At 39.4% G+C, this 17,595-nt stretch carries 18 protein-coding genes; 17 read left to right on the top strand and 1 reads right to left on the bottom strand.

Going from position 1 to position 17,595, the window contains the following annotated elements:
- Positions 1-76: 76 nt before the first annotated feature.
- The 10 genes from QM408_RS05865 to QM408_RS05820 all read left to right on the top strand — a co-directional run bounded on the left by QM408_RS05865 (position 77) and on the right by QM408_RS05820 (position 8,161).
- The gene (locus QM408_RS05865; RefSeq protein WP_001135679.1) at positions 77-775 is read left to right on the top strand and encodes an N-acetylmannosamine-6-phosphate 2-epimerase; all 699 of its coding nucleotides are present in this window, start codon (positions 77-79) and stop codon (positions 773-775) included.
- Between the two features lie 24 nt (positions 776-799).
- Positions 800-1,252 (top strand): YhcH/YjgK/YiaL family protein, encoded by a 453-nt coding sequence (locus tag QM408_RS05860; protein ID WP_261028983.1) that lies wholly within the window; start codon positions 800-802, stop codon positions 1,250-1,252.
- A gap of 18 nt (positions 1,253-1,270) precedes the next feature.
- The gene (locus QM408_RS05855) at positions 1,271-2,608 is read left to right on the top strand and encodes an ABC transporter substrate-binding protein (protein ID WP_414373918.1); all 1,338 of its coding nucleotides are present in this window, start codon (positions 1,271-1,273) and stop codon (positions 2,606-2,608) included.
- Between the two features lie 78 nt (positions 2,609-2,686).
- Entirely contained in the window at positions 2,687-3,571 is an 885-nt protein-coding gene (locus tag QM408_RS05850; RefSeq protein WP_000237988.1) for a carbohydrate ABC transporter permease, read from the top strand.
- Entirely contained in the window at positions 3,571-4,404 is an 834-nt protein-coding gene (locus tag QM408_RS05845; protein ID WP_000730332.1) for a carbohydrate ABC transporter permease, read from the top strand. Before QM408_RS05850 ends, QM408_RS05845 begins: the two co-directional genes overlap by 1 nt.
- Positions 4,405-4,445: 41 nt before the next feature.
- Positions 4,446-5,549, top strand: coding sequence for a Gfo/Idh/MocA family protein (locus tag QM408_RS05840; protein ID WP_000241736.1), 1,104 nt, complete (start codon positions 4,446-4,448; stop codon positions 5,547-5,549).
- A 68-nt stretch (positions 5,550-5,617) separates the two neighbouring features.
- Positions 5,618-6,535 (top strand): dihydrodipicolinate synthase family protein, encoded by a 918-nt coding sequence (locus tag QM408_RS05835; RefSeq protein WP_084864623.1) that lies wholly within the window; start codon positions 5,618-5,620, stop codon positions 6,533-6,535.
- Positions 6,536-6,552: 17 nt separating this feature from the next.
- Positions 6,553-7,437: an ROK family protein gene (locus tag QM408_RS05830; RefSeq protein ID WP_414373916.1), complete on the top strand. Its 885-nt coding sequence runs from the start codon at positions 6,553-6,555 to the stop codon at positions 7,435-7,437.
- A 96-nt stretch (positions 7,438-7,533) separates the two neighbouring features.
- Complete coding sequence (relB, locus tag QM408_RS05825; protein ID WP_000951987.1) at positions 7,534-7,821, top strand: type II toxin-antitoxin system RelB/ParD family antitoxin; 288 nt, start codon at positions 7,534-7,536, stop codon at positions 7,819-7,821.
- Positions 7,811-8,161: a type II toxin-antitoxin system RelE/ParE family toxin gene (locus QM408_RS05820; RefSeq protein ID WP_049516492.1), complete on the top strand. Its 351-nt coding sequence runs from the start codon at positions 7,811-7,813 to the stop codon at positions 8,159-8,161. Before relB ends, QM408_RS05820 begins: the two co-directional genes overlap by 11 nt.
- A gap of 61 nt (positions 8,162-8,222) precedes the next feature.
- Here QM408_RS05820 and QM408_RS05815 read toward each other — a convergent pair whose 3' ends face one another.
- Positions 8,223-9,074, bottom strand: a complete 852-nt coding sequence (locus QM408_RS05815; RefSeq protein WP_049502431.1) for a MurR/RpiR family transcriptional regulator — start codon at positions 9,072-9,074, stop codon at positions 8,223-8,225.
- Positions 9,075-9,266: 192 nt separating this feature from the next.
- Between QM408_RS05815 and pbp2b the strand changes: the two genes are divergently transcribed.
- From pbp2b to ftsA, 7 genes are all read left to right on the top strand, one after another.
- Positions 9,267-11,324 (top strand): penicillin-binding protein PBP2B, encoded by a 2,058-nt coding sequence (pbp2b, locus tag QM408_RS05810; protein ID WP_083306577.1) that lies wholly within the window; start codon positions 9,267-9,269, stop codon positions 11,322-11,324.
- A 10-nt stretch (positions 11,325-11,334) separates the two neighbouring features.
- Positions 11,335-11,931, top strand: coding sequence for a recombination mediator RecR (recR, locus tag QM408_RS05805; RefSeq protein ID WP_000966756.1), 597 nt, complete (start codon positions 11,335-11,337; stop codon positions 11,929-11,931).
- 174 nt (positions 11,932-12,105) lie between these two features.
- Positions 12,106-13,149 carry a D-alanine--D-alanine ligase gene (locus tag QM408_RS05800; protein WP_414373913.1) on the top strand — a complete coding sequence of 348 codons (1,044 nt, stop codon included), beginning with the start codon at positions 12,106-12,108 and terminating at the stop codon, positions 13,147-13,149.
- Between the two features lie 83 nt (positions 13,150-13,232).
- Positions 13,233-14,603 carry a UDP-N-acetylmuramoyl-tripeptide--D-alanyl-D-alanine ligase gene (locus tag QM408_RS05795; RefSeq protein ID WP_414373911.1) on the top strand — a complete coding sequence of 457 codons (1,371 nt, stop codon included), beginning with the start codon at positions 13,233-13,235 and terminating at the stop codon, positions 14,601-14,603.
- Positions 14,593-15,204, top strand: a complete 612-nt coding sequence (locus tag QM408_RS05790) for an NUDIX hydrolase N-terminal domain-containing protein (RefSeq protein ID WP_371483510.1) — start codon at positions 14,593-14,595, stop codon at positions 15,202-15,204. The genes QM408_RS05795 and QM408_RS05790 overlap by 11 nt, the downstream gene beginning before the upstream one ends.
- 90 nt (positions 15,205-15,294) lie before the next feature.
- A complete protein-coding gene (locus QM408_RS05785) occupies positions 15,295-15,999 on the top strand; it encodes a YwaF family protein (RefSeq protein WP_023946156.1) in 705 nt (234 codons plus the stop codon).
- Between the two features lie 214 nt (positions 16,000-16,213).
- The gene (ftsA, locus tag QM408_RS05780; RefSeq protein WP_000090252.1) at positions 16,214-17,593 is read left to right on the top strand and encodes a cell division protein FtsA; all 1,380 of its coding nucleotides are present in this window, start codon (positions 16,214-16,216) and stop codon (positions 17,591-17,593) included.
- The last annotated feature ends 2 nt before the right edge of the window (positions 17,594-17,595 follow it).

Raw genomic sequence — 17,595 nt, 5'->3', positions numbered from 1 at the left:
CTATCACAAAGTATTGAAAGCGCTTAATAAATGATATATAATGACCTCATAAGAACAAAGAAAAGGAGGAAAGAGGATGCCACAGATTACTAAAGAAGCTTTGATTGCACAAATCAAAGATGGAATCATCGTTTCTTGTCAGGCCCTTCCTCACGAACCGCTCTATACAGAAGCGGGAGGAGTCATTCCATTGCTGGTCAAAGCGGCTGAGCAAGGTGGAGCAGTCGGTATCCGAGCAAATAGTGTTCGCGATATCAAGGAAATCAAGGAGGTTACAAACCTTCCAATCATTGGGATAATAAAACGAGATTATCCACCTCAAGAACCCTTCATCACTGCTACTATGAAAGAAGTTGATGAATTGGCAGAGCTTGACATCGAGGTGATTGCTCTGGATTGTACCAAGCGTGAACGCTACGATGGTTTAGAGATTCAAGAGTTTATTCGTCAGGTTAAGGAAAAATATCCGAACCAGCTCTTGATGGCTGATACAAGTACTTTCGAAGAAGGATTGGCAGCTGTTGAAGCAGGAATTGACTTTGTCGGAACAACCTTATCAGGATACACATCTTACAGTCCAAAAGTGGATGGTCCCGATTTTGAATTAATTAAAAAACTCTGTGATGCCGGTGTAGATGTCATTGCAGAAGGGAAAATTCATACACCAGAACAAGCCAAACAAATCCTGGGATATGGAGTGCGAGGCATCGTTGTAGGTGGCGCTATTACTAGACCAAAAGAGATTACAGAACGCTTCGTTGCTGGTCTTAAATAAAAAATAAAGAAAGGGGGATTGAGTATGATTATTACTAAAATCAGTCGTTTAGGAACTTATGTGAAAGTAAATCCACATTTTGCAACATTAATAGATTTTCTAGAAAAAACAGGACTAGAAAATTTAAAAGAAGGGCCGATTGATATCGATGGTGATCGATTATTTGGTAATTGCTTTACTTATCTAGCAGACGGTCAAGCAGGAGCCTTCTTTGAAACTCACCAAAAATATTTGGATATTCATTTAGTGTTGGAAAACGAAGAAGCCATGGCTGTTACGTCGCCAGAAAATGTAAGCGTTACCCAAAAATATGATGAAGAAAAAGATATTGAATTATACACAGGAGAAGTGGAACAGTTAGTTCATTTGAGAGCTGGTGAATGCCTCATCACTTTTCCAGAAGATTTACATCAACCGAAGGTTCGTATAAATGATGAGCCTGTTAAAAAAGTTGTCTTTAAAGTTGCGATTTCTTAATGTAGAAAGGGAAGAACAATGAAAAAAATGAGAAAGTTTTTATGTCTAGCTGGAGTTGCGCTAGCAGCCGTTGCCTTGGTAGCTTGTTCAGGAAAGAAAGAAACTACAGCTGACACTGAACCACCGACAGAATTATCTGGTGAGATTACAATGTGGCACTCCTTTACTCAAGGACCACGTTTGGAAAGTATTCAAAAATCAGCAGATGCTTTTATGCAAAAGCATCCAAAAACCAAAATCAAGATTGAAACATTTTCTTGGAATGACTTCTATACTAAATGGACTACAGGTTTAGCAAATGGAAATGTGCCAGATATCAGTACAGCCCTTCCTAACCAAGTAATGGAAATGGTAAACTCAGATGCTTTGGTTCCGCTAAATGATTCTATCAAGCGTATTGGACAGGATAAATTTAACGAAACTGCCTTAAATGAAGCAAAAATCGGAAATGATTACTACTCTGTTCCTCTTTATTCCCATGCACAAGTTATGTGGGTTAGAACAGATTTGTTAAAAGAACATAATATTGAGGTTCCTAAAACTTGGGATCAACTCTATGAAGCTTCTAAAAAATTGAAAGAAGCTGGAGTTTATGGCTTGTCTGTTCCATTTGGGACAAACGACTTAATGGCAACACGTTTCTTGAACTTCTATGTTCGAAGTGGTGGTGGAAGTCTCTTGACAAAAGATCTTAAAGCAGATTTGACAAGCCAACTTGCTCAAGATGGTATTAAATACTGGGTTAAAATGTATAAAGAAATCTCACCTCAAGATTCTTTGAACTTTAATGTCCTTCAACAAGCTACCTTGTTCTATCAAGGAAAAACAGCATTTGACTTTAACTCTGGCTTCCATATTGGAGGAATTAATGCCAACAGTCCTCAACTGATTGATTCAATTGATGCTTATCCTATTCCAAAAATCAAAGAATCTGATAAAGACCAAGGAATTGAAACATCAAACATTCCAATGGTTGTTTGGAAAAATTCAAAACATCCAGAAGTTGCTAAAGCATTCTTGGAATCACTTTACAATGAAGAAGACTATATTAAATTCCTTGATTCAACTCCAGTAGGTATGTTGCCAACTATTAAGGGAATTAGCGATTCTGCAGCCTATAAAGAAAATGAAACTCGTAAGAAATTTAAACATGCTGAAGAAGTAATTACTGAAGCTGCTAAAAAAGGTACTGCTATTGGTTATGAAAATGGACCAAGTGTACAAGCTGGTATGTTGACTAACCAACACATTATTGAACAAATGTTCCAAGATATCATTTCAAATGGAACAGATCCTATGAAAGCAGCAAAAGAAGCAGAAAAACAACTAAACGATTTATTTGAGGCTGCTCAGTAGATGTAAAAGACTAGAAAATAGGTGGGCTAGTGAGCTGAAAAGCCCTAGCCCAATCTTGTAAAAGAAGGGAGAAGGAGAATGGTTAAAGAACGTAATTTAACTCGCTGGATATTTGTTTTGCCAGCTATGATTATCGTAGGATTACTCTTTGTTTATCCGTTTTTCTCGAGTATTTTTTATAGCTTTACCAATAAGCATTTGATTATGCCTAATTATAAATTTGTTGGTTTAGCTAACTATAAAGCTGTGCTATCAGATCCCAACTTCTTTAATGCGTTCTTTAATTCAATTAAGTGGACCGTTTTCTCATTAGTTGGTCAAGTTTTAGTAGGGTTTGTATTGGCTTTAGCTCTTCACAGAGTACGCCACTTCAAGAAATTATATAGGACCTTATTGATTGTTCCTTGGGCATTTCCTACCATCGTTATTGCCTTTTCTTGGCAGTGGATCCTAAACGGGGTTTATGGCTACTTACCTAATCTAATCGTAAAATTAGGTTTAATGGAACATACGCCTGCATTTTTGACAGATAGTACATGGGCATTCCTATGTTTGGTGTTTATCAACATTTGGTTTGGAGCGCCGATGATTATGGTTAATGTACTTTCAGCTTTGCAAACAGTACCCGAAGAACAATTTGAGGCTGCTAAGATAGATGGTGCTTCAAGTTGGCAAGTTTTCAAATTTATCGTCTTTCCACATATTAAAGTGGTTGTAGGGCTTCTAGTTGTTTTGAGAACTGTATGGATCTTTAATAACTTTGACATTATCTACCTAATTACAGGTGGTGGACCAGCCAATGCTACAACGACGCTTCCAATTTTTGCCTACAACCTAGGTTGGGGAACTAAATTGTTGGGTCGTGCTTCAGCAGTTACAGTATTGCTCTTTATCTTCTTGGTGGCAATTTGCTTTATCTACTTTGCTATCATCAGTAAGTGGGAAAAGGAGGGTAGAAAATAATGAAGAAGAAATCCGGTATTTATTTAGATATTCTCTCACATGTACTCTTGATTGGTGCGACCATCGTTGCAATTTTCCCATTGGTATGGATTATCATATCTTCTGTCAAAGGTAAAGGGGAATTAACTCAGTATCCAACACGATTTTGGCCTGAACAATTTACATTGGATTATTTCACTCATGTTATCAATGATTTGCACTTTATTGATAACATTCGAAACAGTTTAATCATTGCCTTAGCTACAACTGTTATTGCAATTATTATTTCTGCTATGGCAGCCTATGGTATTGTTCGATTCTTCCCTAAATTGGGAGCAATCATGTCAAGACTACTCGTCATTACCTACATTTTTCCACCAATTTTGTTAGCAATTCCCTATTCAATAGCCATTGCTAAAGTTGGATTAACAAATAGTTTATTTGGCTTGATGATGGTTTATCTATCTTTTAGTGTTCCATATGCGGTTTGGCTTTTAGTTGGATTTTTCCAAACAGTTCCAATTGGAATTGAAGAAGCAGCTAGAATTGATGGTGCAAATAAATTTGTTACTTTTTATAAAGTTGTGCTACCGATTGTAGCACCAGGTATTGTAGCAACAGCTATTTATACATTTATCAATGCTTGGAATGAATTCCTGTATGCTTTGATTTTGATTAACAATACAGGAAAGATGACAGTAGCAGTAGCCCTTCGTTCACTTAATGGTTCAGAAATCCTAGACTGGGGAGATATGATGGCAGCATCTGTTATTGTAGTTCTTCCATCAATCATTTTCTTCTCTATCATCCAAAATAAAATTGCAAGTGGATTATCAGAAGGATCTGTGAAATAAGTTAAAATTAGAAAGTTTATTCAATAATAAAGGAGAAAAACATGGTTAAATATGGTGTTGTTGGAACAGGATATTTTGGAGCTGAGTTAGCTCGTTATATGCAAAAGAATGATGGAGCAGAGATTACTCTTCTCTATGATCCAGATAATGCAGAGGCAATTGCAGAAGAATTGGGAGCAAAAGTAGCAAGCTCCTTAGATGAGTTAGTTTCTAGCGATGAAGTAGATTGTGTTATTGTCGCAACTCCAAATAATCTTCATAAAGAACCAGTTATTAAGGCCGCACAACATGGTAAAAATGTTTTCTGTGAAAAACCAATTGCGCTTTCTTATCAAGATTGTCGCGAGATGGTAGATGCATGTAAAGAAAACAATGTAACCTTTATGGCAGGACATATTATGAACTTCTTTAATGGTGTTCATCATGCAAAAGAACTAATTAATCAAGGAGTCATTGGAGACGTTCTATACTGTCACACAGCTCGTAATGGTTGGGAAGAACAACAACCATCAGTATCATGGAAAAAAATCCGTGAAAAATCAGGTGGTCACTTGTATCACCACATCCATGAATTGGATTGCGTGCAATTTCTTATGGGTGGTATGCCTGAAACTGTAACCATGACAGGTGGGAATGTAGCCCATGAAGGTGAAAATTTCGGTGATGAAGATGATATGATTTTTGTCAATATGGAATTTTCTAATAAGCGTTTTGCCTTGTTAGAATGGGGTTCAGCTTATCGTTGGGGTGAACATTATGTCTTAATTCAAGGAACAAAAGGTGCTATCCGCTTAGATTTATTCAACTGTAAAGGAACTCTTAAGCTAGATGGACAAGAAAGTTATTTCTTGATTCACGAATCTCAAGAAGAAGATGATGATCGTACTCGTATCTATCATAGTACAGAGATGGACGGAGCAATTGCTTATGGTAAACCAGGTAAACGTACTCCATTATGGCTATCATCTGTGATTGACAAAGAAATGCGATATCTACATGAGATTATGCAAGGAGCCCCAGTATCAGAAGAATTTGCAAAATTGTTGACAGGTGAAGCTGCTCTAGAAGCGATTGCTACTGCAGATGCTTGTACCCAATCTATGTTCGAAGATCGTAAAGTAAAATTGTCAGAAATTGTAAAATAAATATAATTTAAAGGGGATGAAAAATTTATTTTCTCCCCTCATTTCGGAAATAAGTTAGGAGAAAATCTATGTCAGATTTAAAAAAATACGAAGGTGTCATTCCAGCTTTCTACGCATGTTATGATGATCAAGGAGAAGTAAGTCCAGAGCGTACGCGTGCCTTGGTGGAATACTTCATTGATAAAGGTGTTCAAGGTCTTTATGTTAATGGTTCTTCTGGTGAATGTATCTACCAAAGCGTTGAAGACCGTAAATTAATCTTAGAAGAAGTCATGGCAGTTGCCAAAGGTAAGTTGACTATTATTGCTCACGTAGCTTGCAATAATACTAAAGATAGTATGGAACTTGCTCGCCACGCAGAAAGCTTAGGAGTAGATGCTATTGCAACGATTCCGCCGATTTATTTCCGCTTGCCAGAATACTCAGTTGCTAAATACTGGAATGACATTAGTGCTGCAGCACCAAACACAGACTACGTGATTTATAACATTCCTCAATTAGCTGGTGTTGCTTTGACGCCAAGTCTCTACACTGAAATGTTGAAGAATCCACGTGTTATCGGTGTTAAGAACTCTTCTATGCCAGTTCAAGATATCCAAACCTTTGTGAGCCTTGGTGGCGAAGACCATATCGTCTTCAACGGTCCAGATGAACAGTTCTTAGGTGGTCGTCTTATGGGAGCTAAAGCTGGTATCGGTGGTACATATGGTGCGATGCCAGAACTCTTCTTGAAACTCAACCAATTGATTGCTGATAAAGACTTAGAAACAGCGCGTGAATTACAATACGCTATCAACGCTATCATTGGTAAACTCACTTCTGCACATGGAAATATGTATGGTGTGATTAAGGAAGTCTTGAAGATCAATGAAGGACTGAATATTGGTTCTGTTCGTTCACCATTGACACCAGTGACTGAAGAAGATCGTCCAGTTGTAGAAGCAGCTGCAGCCTTGATTCGTGAAACCAAGGAGCGCTTCCTCTAATCCATAAGGAGGTATTTATGACACACTACGTTGCAATTGATATCGGTGGAACAAATATCAAATATGGTTTGATCGACCAAGAAGGCCAACTTGTTGAATCGCATGAAATGCCAACAGAGGCGCATAAAGGTGGACCTCATATCTTACAAAAGACCAAAGATATCGTAGCCAGCTATTTAGAAAAAGGCCCAGTAGCAGGAGTTGCTATTTCTTCTGCTGGGATGGTGGATCCAGATAAGGGGGAAATTTTCTATGCTGGGCCTCAAATCCCTAACTATGCAGGCACCCAGTTCAAAAAAGAAATTGAGAGTACCTTTGAAATCCCTTGCGAGATTGAAAATGACGTCAACTGTGCAGGTTTGGCTGAGGCGGTATCTGGTTCAGGCAAGGGAGCGAGTGTGACACTTTGCTTAACCATTGGAACCGGTATCGGTGGTTGCTTGATTATGGATGGGAAAGTCTTCCATGGTTTTAGCAATTCAGCCTGTGAAGTCGGTTATATGCATATGCAGGATGGAGATTTCCAAGACTTGGCTTCTACAACAGCCTTGGTAGAATATGTGGCAGCAGCTCATGGAAATCCAGTTGACCAGTGGAATGGCCGACGCATTTTCAAGGAGGCTACTGAAGGAAACAAGATCTGTATGACTGGCATTGACCGCATGGTAGACTATCTAGGAAAAGGTCTGGCAAATATTTGCTACGTTGCCAATCCAGAAGTAGTCATTCTCGGTGGCGGTATCATGGGGCAAGAGGCTATCCTCAAGCCTAAAATTCGAAAAGCTTTGAAAGATGCCTTGGTGCCAAGCCTAGCTGAAAAAACACGATTAGAATTTGCCCATCACCAAAATACAGCAGGTATGTTGGGAGCTTATTACCATTTCAAGACAAAACAATCCTAGTTTGGTTCAACCAAACTAGGATTTTCTAATCAAGTTCCCTTGACTTTCTTTATAATTGTGAGATAATAAATAAAATATATAAAGGAATTATATAAAATGGCTATAGCGAATTCAAGTAAAATTGTAACCTTCCAAGCTAATAGAGAATTGGTAAATGATGCCATGGAAGTGTTAAAAGAACAAAATCTCTCTCTTTCATCGGCACTCAGATTATTTTTAAAGAATGTTGCCGTAACAAATGAAGTAGATTTACTGAGTGAAGAGGAATTAGAGAAGGAGTATTTGTTTAGACAATTACAAGCAGAAGTTCAAGAAAGTTATGCCAAGATTGAGGCTGGAAATTACTTGACAGATGAGGATGTCGTGACACGCTATGGATTATAAAAAATATAGGATTTTGTATTCTCCTAGAGTGATTAATAGTCTGGATAAAATATATCAGTATATAGCGGAGGAAATCGGTTCTGTAGAGGCTGCGAGACGAAAAGTAGCCAATATTAGAAAAGATATTAATCGGCTAGAAATTTTCCCCCAAGCTGGATTTGATGCTGATGAAAAATTTGGTAAGAAATTAGACCCTCGTTACCAAACGCGAGGATTGACCTTGAGTAAGGATTACATCGTATTATATACAATTGTTGAGGATACTGTCAGACTTGCTTATTTACTCCCTTCAAAAAGTGATTACATGAAATTATTCAAGACCAAGTCAAGATATGACTAATTCATAATCTAGAAGATGTATGTTTAGTGATGAATAAAAATCCTAGTTTGACTCAGCCAAACTAGGATTTTCTGATGCGTTTTTGTCTACGATAGCCATTGAGTTTTTTATTTTCCCAATAGCTGTTAAAAATTTTTTCCTTGCTTTCACGATTGATTTCCAAAAAGTAGGCATAAATCAAATCGATAAAGAAGAGCATAGGAAGTTGAGCGGATATACGTTGGATGTAAGAAGACTGGCTGTGGGTGGCTACAAGAACAGTCTCTGTATAGGCTTGACTATCTTTATTGGGAACACTTGTAAAAAGTACAGTCTTTGCCCCCATCTCCTTAGCGTCTAATAGACTATCTAAAATAGAAGGGGTTGAGCCAGAAAGTGAGAAACCGAGTACGAGACAATTCTCATCCATAATACTGGTTGTCCAAGCAAAACCATCTTGGTCAGTCAAGGCCTCGCAGACCACACCTAGACGCATGAAGCGTAATTTCATTTCACGAGCTACGAGGCCAGAACTCCCTGTTCCGAAGAAGTAGACACGCTCAGCATCTTCGATTAACTGGGCAATTCGTTCTAGTTGGACTTCGTCAATCAAGTCCTGTGTTTGCTCCCGCATGTTGCTATAACTTCTGAGGACTCGTTTTGTAAGTGGACTGTGTTTGTGAGAATGGGTGTCTTGTTTCTCTGCTTGGTGTTGGTATTGGAAAATAAATTCTCTATAGCCTGTAAAACCACACTTTTTAGCAAAGCGGGTCAGAGCAGCCTGGGAGATATGTAATTTTTGAGTAACCTGTTGGGAAGATAAATCATCTGTAATCGTTTCAGCTTGCAAAAAATAGCGAGCGATTTCTTGCTCTAGGTCTGTCATTTCTTCAAAATGTGAATCAATGACAGTTGCGATATCTGGTTTGTCCATAGGGAAGGCTCCTTTAAATGAGTCGTATTGGAAAAAGGCTAGATTATTGAACTTTTACATTCATTATAACATATAATATAGGGATGAATAAATAAAAACGTATCTTGCCGTAAAAACGAAAAAAGCTTCTTGCTTTTCCATAATTTTCTGCTCAAATTGTGGTACAATTAAGAGTAAGACTTTAAGTTAGAAATGAGACTGATTTGTATGAGAAAATTTAACAGCCATTCGATTCCGATTCGGCTTAATTTATTGTTTTCAATCGTCATTTTGCTCTTTATGGCCATTATAGGTCGCCTGCTTTATATGCAGGTTTTGAACAAGGATTTTTATGAGACAAAATTAGCATCGGCTAGTAAAACAAAGGTGACCACTAGCTCGGCCCGGGGCGAAATTTATGATGCCAGCGGCAAGCCTTTGGTTGAAAATACTGTGAAACAGGTTGTTTCCTTTACTCGAAACAACAAAATGACGGCTGCAGATTTAAAAGAAACAGCTAAGAAGCTGTTAGCCTATGTGGGAGTTTCTTCTCCAACATTGACTGACCGACAGTTGGTAGACTATTATCTAGCAGATCAAGATGTCTATAAGAAAGCAGTGGAAAGTTTACCACGTGAGAAGCGACTTGATTCTGATGGCAATCAATTATCTGAGTCCGAACTTTACAATAATACTGTTGAAAGTATCGATCCAAGTCAATTGGCCTACTCTGATGACGAAAAGAAAGAAATTTATCTTTTTAGCCAACTCAATGCAGTTGGAAATTTTGCGACAGGGACCATTGCGACAGACTCCTTAACAGATACTCAGATTGCCTTGATTGCTTCGGCCTCTAAGAATTTACCTGGTATCAGTATTTCAACTTCGTGGGATCGAAAAGTTCTAGAGACTTCTCTTTCGTCTATAGTAGGAAGTGTATCTAGTGAAAAAGCTGGTCTACCAGCTGAAGAAGCAGATGCTTATATCAAAAAGGGTTATTCTCTAAACGACCGTGTTGGGACTTCTTATCTAGAAAAACAATATGAAGAAACCTTGCAAGGAAAACGCTCGGTGAAAGAAGTCCATCTAGACAAGTATGGCAATATGGAAAGTGTCGAAAATATCGAAGATGGTACCAAAGGGAATAATATTAAACTGACTATTGATTTGGCCTTCCAAGATAGCGTGGACAATCTGCTTAAGAGTTATTTCAATTCCGAACTGGGAAATGGAGGAGCCAAATATTCTGAAGGTGTGTATGCAGTTGCTTTGAACCCAAAAACAGGTGCAGTTTTGTCTATGTCAGGACTCAAACATGACTTGAAAACGGGAGATTTAACACCTGATTCCTTGGGAACAGTAACCAATGTCTTTGTCCCGGGTTCTGTTGTCAAGGCGGCGACCATCAGCTCTGGTTGGGAGAATGGAGTCTTATCAGGGAATCAGACCTTGACAGACCAACCGATTGTCTTCCAAGGTTCAGCTCCAATTAATTCTTGGTATACTCAAGCCTACGGTTCATTCCCGATTACAGCTGTGGAAGCCTTGGAGTATTCTTCTAATACCTATATGGTTCAAACGGCTTTGGGAATCATGGGCCAAACTTATCAACCTAATATGTTTGTTGGAACAAGCAATTTGGAATCCGCTATGGGGAAATTACGTGCGACATTTGCGGAATATGGTCTTGGAGCTTCAACGGGTATTGATCTTCCGGATGAATCTACAGGATTTACCCCTAAGGAATATGACTTTGCCAATTACATTACCAATGCCTTTGGCCAGTTTGATAACTACACCCCTATGCAATTAGCCCAGTACGTTGGAACTATTGCCAACAACGGTGTTCGGATTGCCCCCCACATTGTCGAGGGGATTTATGGAAACAACGAACAAGGTGGCTTAGGGAACTTAATCCAATCTATTGAAACCAAGGAAATGAATAAAATTAATATTTCTGAGTCTGATGTTTCCATCCTCCAACAAGGCTTTTATCAAGTGTCACATGGTGGTAGTGCTTTGACAACCGGTCGTGCCTTTTCAAATGGCGCAGCGGTATCCATTAGTGGAAAAACAGGTACTGCTGAAAGTTATGTTGAGGGCGGTCAAAAAGCTAACAATACTAATGCCGTGGCCTATGCCCCATCAGATAATCCTCAAATCGCTGTTGCCGTTGTCTTCCCGCATAACACCAATCTTACAAATGGTGTCGGACCTTCCATTGCACGCGATATTATCAACCTCTATAACCAACACCATCCAATGAATTAGAAAGGAACATATGCTTTATCCAACACCTATTGCTAAGCTAATTGACAGCTACTCTAAGTTACCAGGTATCGGGATTAAGACGGCTACACGTCTGGCCTTTTATACTATTGGAATGTCTGATGACGACGTCAATGAGTTTGCCAAAAATCTCCTTTCTGCTAAGAGAGAGCTGACCTATTGTTCCATCTGCGGTCGCTTGACTGATGATGATCCTTGCTCTATCTGTACCGATCCGACTCGTGACCAGACAACGATTTTAGTTCTCGAAGATAGTCGCGATGTGGCGACTATGGAGAATATTCAAGAATACCATGGACTTTATCATGTCTTGCATGGACTCATTTCTCCCATGAATGGTATTAGTCCGGATGATATCAATCTCAAGAGCCTCATGACTCGTCTTATGGATAGTGAGGTTTCAGAGGTAATCGTAGCAACCAATGCCACAGCAGATGGGGAAGCGACATCTATGTATCTCTCTCGTCTTCTCAAGCCGGCTGGCATCAAGGTTACTCGTCTGGCACGAGGCCTCGCTGTCGGAGCGGATATTGAGTATGCTGATGAAGTCACACTCTTACGAGCCATTGAAAATCGAACAGAGTTGTAAGTCTAGACAAATTAACACACTCAATTCATTTAGACAAAAATTAAGGAGACCGACAGTTGTTTTATCGGTCTCTTTTTAGATTTATTGAAGACCAGTATCAGGTTCAAGTTTCAAAAAAGAAGCAAATATGATATACTAAAGAACGAGTATTCTATTAGAATTGGAACAAATAATATGAAACAAACGATTATTCTTTTATACGGTGGACGTAGTGCAGAGCGTGAAGTCTCTGTTCTTTCAGCTGAGAGTGTGATGCGTGCGGTCAACTACGACCGTTTCACAGTCAAGACTTTCTTCATCAGCCAGTCGGGTGATTTTATTAAAACGCAAGAATTTAGCCATACTCCAGGTCAAGAGGATCGTCTTATGACCAATGAAACAATCGATTGGGATAAGAAAGTTGCTCCAAGTGCTATCTACGAAGAAGGTGCGGTGGTCTTTCCAGTTCTTCATGGTCCGATGGGAGAGGATGGCTCTGTTCAAGGATTCCTTGAAGTTTTGAAAATGCCTTACGTCGGTTGTAACATCTTGTCATCTAGTCTTGCCATGGATAAAATCACGACCAAGCGTGTCTTAGAATCTGTCGGGATTGCCCAAGTTCCTTATGTGGCCATTGTCGAAGGTGATGATGTGACTGTTAAAATTGCCGAAGTTGAAGAAAAATTGACTTATCCAGTTTTCACAAAACCATCAAACATGGGTTCAAGTGTCGGTATTTCTAAGTCTGAAAATCAAGAGGAACTTCGTCAAGCCTTGAAACTTGCCTTCCAATATGATAGCCGTGTCTTGGTTGAACAAGGGGTAAATGCCCGTGAAATCGAGGTTGGCCTACTGGGTAACTACGATGTCAAAAGCACGCTTCCAGGGGAAGTAGTCAAGGATGTAGCCTTTTATGACTACGATGCCAAGTATATTGATAACAAGATTACCATGGATATCCCAGCTAAGATCAGTGATGATGTGGTAGCTGTCATGCGTCAAAATGCAGAAACTGCCTTCCGTGCCATTGGTGGGCTCGGTCTCTCTCGTTGCGATTTCTTCTATACAGACAAGGGAGAGATTTTCCTAAACGAGCTCAATACCATGCCAGGTTTCACCCAGTGGTCTATGTACCCACTACTTTGGGACAATATGGGAATCAGCTACCCAGAACTAATCGAGCGTTTGGTTGACCTTGCCAAGGAAAGTTTTGACAAGCGCGAAGCGCATTTGCTATAAAATGAAAGAGAGGGTAGAAGCCAGAACTATCACTGCAAGGTGACTAGAGTTCTCGAGCTTCGACCCTTTTTAAAGGAGTAGAAATGAAATTAACAATCCATGAAGTGGCTCAAGTTGTAGGAGCTAAAAATGATATCAGTATCTTTGAGGACACCCACCTAGAAAAAGCTGAGTTTGATAGTCGCTTAATTGCGGCAGGGGACTTGTTTGTGCCCCTCAAGGGAGCGCGTGATGGTCACGACTTTATCGAAACAGCTTTTGAAAATGGCGCTACTGCAACCCTGTCTGAGAAAGAGGTCGCAAATCATCCTTACATTCTAGTAGACGATGTGTTGACTGCCTTTCAACAACTAGCTGCCTACTATCTTGAGAAAACGGCTGTTGATGTCTTTGCAGTTACAGGTTCAAATGGCAAGACGACGACCAAGGATATGTTGGCGCATTTACTATCAACAACCTACAAAACCTACAAAACACAAGGAAACTACAATAACGAGATTGGCCTTCCCTACACCGTTCTCCATATGCCTGAAGGAACAGAAAAGTTGGTCTTGGAGATGGGGCAGGATCACTTGGGAGATATTCATCTCTTGTCAGAATTGGCTCATCCAAAGACAGCTATCGTTACCTTGGTGGGGGAAGCTCATTTGGCCTTTTTCAAAGACCGTTCGGAAATCGCTAAAGGGAAAATGCAAATTGCTGATGGCATGCCTGAAGGTTCTTTGCTCTTGGCCCCAGCAGACCCGATTGTAGAGGACTACTTGCCTACTGATAAAAAGGTGGTCCGTTTTGGGCAAGGAGCAGAGCTGGAAATCACAGACTTGATTGAGCGCAAGGATAGTCTGACCTTTAAGGCTAATTTCTTGGAACAAGCCCTTGATTTGCCAGTGACTGGTAAGTACAATGCCACTAATGCTATGATTGCATCCTATGTTGCCCTGCAAGAAGGAGTGTCAGAGGAGCAAATTCATCAGGCAATCCAAAATCTTGAATTGACGCGTAACCGTACCGAGTGGAAGAAAGCAGCCAATGGAGCAGATATTTTGTCTGATGTATACAATGCCAATCCAACTGCTATGAAGTTGATTTTGGAGACATTTTCTGCCATTCCAGCTAATGAAGGGGGCAAGAAAATCGCTGTCTTGGCAGACATGAAGGAACTCGGTGACCAGTCTGTTCAGCTCCATAACCAGATGATTTTAAGTCTTTTCCCAGATGTGTTGGATACCGTTATTTTCTATGGGGAAGATATTGCTGAATTGGCCCAACTTGCCAGTCAAATGTTCCCAATCGGACATGTTTTCTACTTCAAGAAAACAGCTAACGAGGACCAATTTGAAGCCCTAGTTAAGCAGGTTAAAGAAAGACTCAGTGCCAATGACCAAATTTTGCTCAAAGGCTCTAACTCCATGAATCTAGCCAAATTGGTAGAAAGTTTAGAAAATGAATGCTAGTGATTTTGCCAAGTATCTTCAAAGAATGATTGCCCTTACAGATGCTGGATTAACCTTTACAAAAGATCCTTTCGACCGTGAGCGCTACGAAGACTTGCGAGGCCTTTTATCTGAAATGTTGAATCAGGCATCAGACCTTGATTCCGAAGAAGTGGCAGAAGTCTTGAAGCCAACTTCTGCTTATGCGACTCCGTTAATGGACGTCCGTGCATGGATTGTTGAGGACGAAAAGATTTGTCTGGTTAGGGGACAAGGAGAGAATGATTGGGCTTTGCCAGGTGGCTTTGGTGAAGTCGGCTATTCTCCAACAGAAAATATTCTCAAGGAAATTGAAGAAGAAACCGGTTTTAAAGCCAAAGTTGAACGACTATTAGCTGTTTTTGATACAAATCGTTTCCAACTACAGAGCAAGCAATATGCAAAGTTTGTTTTTGAATGTAAGCTTCTTGATGGACAATTCCAAAAAAATCAAGAAATTGCTGACCTTCAATTTTTTGCCATTGACCAACTGCCAGCCTTATCTGAAAAACGCATTACCAAGGAGCAAATAGAGATTCTTTGGCAGGTTTATCAAGGTCAGAGGGAGCAATATCTTGATTAAGAAGATGATTATCGTATTTCTAAATCCATTTTTGACAAATAGCATGGTATAATAAAATGCAGGAAAATTTTGAATCATGAGGAATACTAGATGAATTTATGGGATATTTTCTTTACGACCCAAGCAACAGAGCCACCCAAGTTTGATCTTTATTGGTATGTCAGTATATTTACACTCTTGGCCTTGACCTTTTATACAGCCTATCGTTATCGTGAAAAGAAGGTTTACCAACGATTTTTCCAAATCTTGCAGGCCGTTCAGTTAATCCTTCTTTATGGTTGGTATGGGGTCAATCATATGCCACTGTCAGAAAGTTTACCCTTTTACCATTGCCGTATGGCTATGTTTGTGGTGCTCTTGCTTCCTGGTCAGTCTAAATATAGGCAGTATTTTGCATTACTAGGAACATTTGGGACATTAGCTGCCTTTGTTTATCCAGTGCCAGATCCTTATCCATTCCCGCATATTGCGATTTTATCCTTTATCTTTGGCCACTTAGCTCTCTTGGGGAACTCTCTAGTTTATCTATTGAGACAGTATAACGCGCGATTGTTGGATGTGAAGGGAATTTTTCTCATGACCTTTGCACTAAATGCCTTGATTTTTGTGGTCAATTTAGTAACAGGTGGAGATTACGGATTCTTGACAAAACCACCATTGGTTGGAGACCATGGCTTAGTAGCTAATTATTTAATCGTTTCCCTGGCCTTATCAGCAGCGATTACGTTAACAAAGAAAATCTTGGAACTATTTTTAGAACAAGAAGCAGAAAAAATGATTGCAAAGAAAGCTTAGAAATGAGCTTTCTTTTTTTCATAAATCTGATTTTTTATAACTTGTTTGGAAAATAAAAAAATCTAAGGAAAGAATGTGAAAAAATGGTAAGTAAATTTAGGAAAAACTAAGCACGATTGGATTTTTTGTGTTATAATATTCTGTGAATAGCTATGCCCTATTTTAGCTATATTGAATAGAAGTTTGAAACTTGGAAGAGAGAGGATGCGATGTAATGGCTAGAGATGGTTTTTTTACAGGCTTAGATATCGGAACTAATTCGATTAAAGTATTGGTTGCCGAGCATAGAAATGGTGAACTTAATGTAATTGGTGTAAGTAATGCCAAGAGTAAAGGTGTAAAGGATGGGATTATCGTTGACATTGAAGCAGCAGCAACTGCTATCAAGTCAGCTATTTCCCAAGCAGAAGAGAAAGCTGGCATTTCAATCAAATCAGTGAATGTTGGTTTGCCTGGAAATCTTTTGCAAGTAGAACCAACTCAAGGTATGATTCCAGTTACATCTGATACAAAAGAAATTACAGATCAAGATGTTGAAAATGTTGTTAAATCAGCCTTGACAAAGAGTATGACACCAGATCGTGAAGTCATTACTTTTATTCCAGAAGAATTTATCGTAGATGGTTTCCAAGGTATTCGTGACCCACGTGGTATGATGGGGGTTCGTCTTGAAATGCGTGGTTTGCTTTACACAGGTCCACGTACTATTCTTCACAATTTACGCAAGACAGTTGAGCGCTCAGGTGTTCAAGTTGAAAATATTATTATTTCACCATTGGCTTTGGTTCGTTCAGTCTTGAACGAAGGAGAGCGTGAATTTGGAGCTACTGTGATTGATATGGGAGCAGGTCAAACAACTGTTGCTACAATCCGTAACCAAGAACTCCAGTTTACAAATATTCTTCAAGAAGGTGGAGATTATGTCACAAAAGATATCTCTAAAGTCTTGAAGACTTCACAGAAATTAGCTGAAGGATTGAAATTAAACTATGGTGAAGCCTACCCTTCACTTGCAAGCAATGAAACCTTCCAAGTTGAAGTAATTGGTGAAGTAGAACCTGTAGAAGTTACAGAAAGCTACCTAGCAGAGATTATTTCAGCTCGCATTAAACACATTTTTGAACAAATCAAACAAGAGTTGGAAAGAAGACATTTGTTGGATCTTCCAGGTGGGATTGTTCTGATTGGTGGAAATGCTATTTTACCAGGTATTGTAGAACTTGCACAGGAAGTCTTTGGCGTTGGTGTTAAACTTTACGTTCCAAATCAAGTTGGAATCCGTAACCCTGCCTTTGCTCATGTGATTAGCTTGTCTGAATTTGCTGGTCAATTGACTGAAGTGCATTTATTGGCACAACGAGCAGTTAAGGGTGAGGATACTTTGCGTCACCAACCAATTAATTTTGGTGGGATGATTCAACGCGTTACGCAAGTAGCACAACCTACCCCTATTCAACCAGTTCAAAATACTGAGGTAGAGCAATCAGCTTCTACGAACGTAGTTGCTCCCAAAGAAGATAAAGTATCTTCTCAAAATAAACCAAAAATCGCAGATCGTTTCCGTGGCTTAATCGGAAGCATGTTTGATGAATAAAA

It is taken from the genome of Streptococcus mitis, from assembly GCF_047464965.1.
GTDB classification, from domain to species: Bacteria; Bacillota; Bacilli; order Lactobacillales; family Streptococcaceae; genus Streptococcus; species Streptococcus mitis_DU.
Note: the sequence above shows the minus strand (reverse complement) of the source record. Positions and strands in the feature narration are given on the sequence as shown.